6 protein-coding genes are annotated in these 3241 nt (G+C 65.9%); 4 read left to right on the forward strand and 2 right to left on the reverse strand.

Features of this window, described 5'->3' with window-relative positions:
* The 4 genes from AC1VAN_RS16280 to AC1VAN_RS16295 form a co-directional block, all read left to right on the forward strand.
* The coding region (locus tag AC1VAN_RS16280; RefSeq protein WP_480986197.1) for a YciE/YciF ferroxidase family protein at window positions 1-370 on the forward strand (370 nt) is incomplete at its 5' end.
* A 72-nt stretch (window positions 371-442) separates the two neighbouring features.
* Window positions 443-730 carry a hypothetical protein gene (locus AC1VAN_RS16285; protein ID WP_312962454.1) on the forward strand — a complete coding sequence of 96 codons (288 nt, stop codon included), beginning with the start codon at window positions 443-445 and terminating at the stop codon, window positions 728-730.
* A gap of 109 nt (window positions 731-839) precedes the next feature.
* Window positions 840-1094: a hypothetical protein gene (locus tag AC1VAN_RS16290; RefSeq protein WP_100436334.1), complete on the forward strand. Its 255-nt coding sequence runs from the start codon at window positions 840-842 to the stop codon at window positions 1092-1094.
* Between the two features lie 120 nt (window positions 1095-1214).
* Window positions 1215-1808 (forward strand): cysteine hydrolase family protein, encoded by a 594-nt coding sequence (locus AC1VAN_RS16295; protein ID WP_442251089.1) that lies wholly within the window; start codon window positions 1215-1217, stop codon window positions 1806-1808.
* Here AC1VAN_RS16295 and AC1VAN_RS16300 read toward each other — a convergent pair.
* Both AC1VAN_RS16300 and AC1VAN_RS16305 read right to left on the reverse strand, forming a co-directional pair.
* Entirely contained in the window at window positions 1778-2590 is an 813-nt protein-coding gene (locus AC1VAN_RS16300; RefSeq protein ID WP_312962458.1) for a DNA-formamidopyrimidine glycosylase family protein, read from the reverse strand. The two genes, AC1VAN_RS16295 and AC1VAN_RS16300, sit on opposite strands and share 31 nt — an antisense overlap.
* Window positions 2583-3241, reverse strand: a 659-nt coding sequence (locus AC1VAN_RS16305; protein ID WP_480986198.1) for a DUF72 domain-containing protein, incomplete at its 5' end; no start/stop codon positions are given. The genes AC1VAN_RS16300 and AC1VAN_RS16305, both read right to left, overlap by 8 nt.

Raw genomic sequence — 3241 nt, forward strand, 5'->3', positions numbered from 1 at the left:
GTTCGAGACCCACCTGGAGGAGACCCAGGGCCAGATCGAGCGCATCGACCAGGTCGTGGAGGTACTGGGCATCCGCCTGAAGCGGATCAAGTGCGCGGCGATGGAGGGCCTGGTGGAAGAAGGCAAGGAAGTCATCGAGAGCATTGAAAAGGGCCCGGTGCGCGATGCAGCACTGATTGGCGGCGCGCAGAAAGTCGAGCATTACGAAATCGCTTCCTACGGCACCATCGCCGCGCTGGCCAAGCAGCTCGGATACAAGGACGCTGTGCCGTTGCTGCTGGAAACGCTGGAAGAAGAAAAGGCCACGGACGAGAAGCTGACCCTGCTGGCCAAGAGCGGCGGCAACGCCAAGGCCGCCCAGGCCGCGTGATCGCAAGTGCACCGCAGATCAGCCCACGCGTCGCTCCCCAAGGGGCGGCGCGCTTCTGCGCGAGGATGACGTATGCATCCTGATCTACTTGGATGGACCGCCACAGCCGTACTGATGGCCACGCTGGTCCGGCAGATGGTCAAGCAATGGCACTCGCCTCACCCGGAAGCCGTCTCGAAGTGGCTTTTCATCGGGCAGATGACCGCGTCTACGCTGTTCACGATCTACAGCGCGCTGCTGGGCGCCACCGTGTTCGTGGTCACCAACCTGCTGTTGCTGGCAACCGCGCTGATCGGACAGCTGCTGGCGTGGCGCCGCAACCGTGCAACGGCTTCGAGCTCATCTGCAAGGACGCCTTGATTGTTGACGTTGCGTCCACGCCGGCTTGATGCGGGTACTCACGCGTTCACGTTTACCGTTGTCGTGCCCCCGCACGATACGGTCCAATCAATGATAAAGAGGAAATGTCATGCAGCGCGATCAGAAAGACCTGCCCCATCCGGATGACGACACGGCTGCGGTGCCTGCTGCCAGCGCTGGACAGGCCAAGGCGCACAACAGTGCCAATCATGATCAGGCGTTGACGGAGACGTTCCCGGCCAGCGATCCGATCTCTCCCTTCGTCGCCGCCGCCACGCCGGATGAGCAGGCGCAACGGCTTGGCAAGCGCGTGACGCCCGCTCGGCAGGACAAGGGTGAGGTGGACGACGGAGCTGGCCAGTGATCGGGCCTGCGCTCCCGCCGAGGGGGCCGGGCAGCCCGCGCCCGTCAGGCGGCTCCGGCGCGCTGGTCCGTGGTGCCGAAGACGAACAGGCAGTGGAGGCCTGACACCTCGGAGCCCGCCATGGAACAGCCCACCGCCCTGCTCATCATCGATCTTTTCAGCCTGTTCGACTTTCCACAGGGGCGGCAACTGGCTCCGTACGCCGTACGTGCAGCCCAGCGCACCGCCCGCCTGCGTGCTGCATTCGACGCGCACCGCTGGCCGGTGATCTACGCCAATGACAATTTCGGCAACTGGCAGCGCGACTTCCCGCAGCTGATCGAGGCCTGCCGGCAGAAGGGCGGAGCCTCGGCGCGGATCGTCGAGTACCTTGCCCCCAGCGAGGAACACTACTTCATCCTCAAGCCGAAGCACTCCGCCTTCCTCGCCACGCCACTGCCGGTGCTGCTGGCCAAGCTCGGCACCCGGCGATTGGTGCTGGCCGGCATGGCACTGGACGCGTGCGTGCTGGCCACTGCCATCGATGCCAACTCGCGCGAGTACGCGACGGTGGTCGCCCGGGAAGCGGTCGCCGCCCTGCCGGACCGCCGCCAGCCGGCCCTGCAGACCCTGCAGCGATCGGGCGCCGTCGAAGTACTCAGCAACCGTCAGATCATCGCTTCGCTGTCATCCACGTCCTCATGTCAACGCACGGGCCTGGCACCACCGCGCTGAACCGGGCCTCTCGCCAGGGTGCGCTTCTTCGCCGGCGGCCGCGGCGTCCCAGCGCGATAATCGGCCTGGCATACCGGGCAGAAGAAGGTGCGCCGATGCGTGGTGCCCATGTAGACCTTGCTGACCGGACCACCACAACGGGGGCATGTCCGCCGGGTGTGCACCTGCCAGTGCTTTTTCAGCTCGAAGCCGCGCTTCCAGCGCAGGAAGTCGAAACTGTATTCGCGGGCCTGCTTGACCAGTTCGGCAAGCTTGCGCGGCGGAAGATCACCAACAGGGTTGGCCGGGTGGACCCGGATGCGGAACAGCACCTCGTTCTTGATGATGTTGCCCACGCCGGAGAACAGCGTCTGGTCCAGCAGGGCATCGCAGACCAGGACATCGGGCATCGACTTCAGGCGACGGCGGGCAAGCCGGGGGTCCCACAGGTCGCTCATCACGTCGGTGCGCCAGTCGTAGACCTCGTCCAACGGCTGATCGATCAGCTTCACCGAGCAGGTGTAGAAGTTCAGTTCGCCGTTGTCAAAGCGCAGCGATACCCGCGCTGGCGTCTCCTTGCGTTCGTCGATGCGCCAGCTGCCGAACATCATCAGGTGGATGCGCAGACTGACGTGGCTGAACTCCAGCAGGAAATGCTTGCCCCAGCTGCGCACGGCCCGCACCCGGCGTCCCTCCAGGCAGGCCAGGTCGAGCGTGCTGTTGCCACTGACGCCACGGACGGTCTTTCCCTTGAACCTGGCGGCGGCCTCGCGCAGCAGCACGATGGAAGGACCTTCAGGCATTGGCGTGCTCCAGCATCGACTGCAGTTGCAGTGCATTGGGCACGGCGTGGCCGTGCGCCGTGTTGTCAAGGATGATCCACGCCTCCCCCGCCTGGGCGGCCTCTACTGCGGCGGCCACCAGACTGCAGAGCTGCGGTTGCTGGTAGGCGCTGTAGTACATGCGCGGCTGCCCGTGCCACCGCCAGTAGCTCCAGTGCCTGGCTCCGCCCGGCTGATCAGCCCCTGCAACCCGGGCGGGATCGGCCGCGACCCGGGCAATGCCGTGGTCATCCAGCAGCGCGTCGGCCTTGTCGTCGAACCAGCTCGGGTGGCGTGGTTCGCAGGCGACCCGCACGGCGCTGCGCCGGCGCAGCGCCCGGAAGAAGGCCGAGGCCGTGCGGCCATCGTAGGCCAGGCTCGGCGGCAGCTGCAGCAACAGGGCGCCCAGCCGATCACCCAGATGCGCCGCCGCGTGCAGGAACGTGTCGAGCAACGGCCCAGCACCGCGCAGGCGCGCGTCATGGGAAATGGCCTGCGGCATCTTCACCGAGAAACGGAAACCGTGCGGCACGCTGGCCGCCCAGCGCGCATACGTGGCGGGCTGATGTGGTCTGTAGAACGACGAATTGATCTCCACGATCGGAAAGCGCGATGCATAGCGCTGCAGTGCAC

The organism is Stenotrophomonas sp. 05L44_2, from assembly GCF_056665995.1.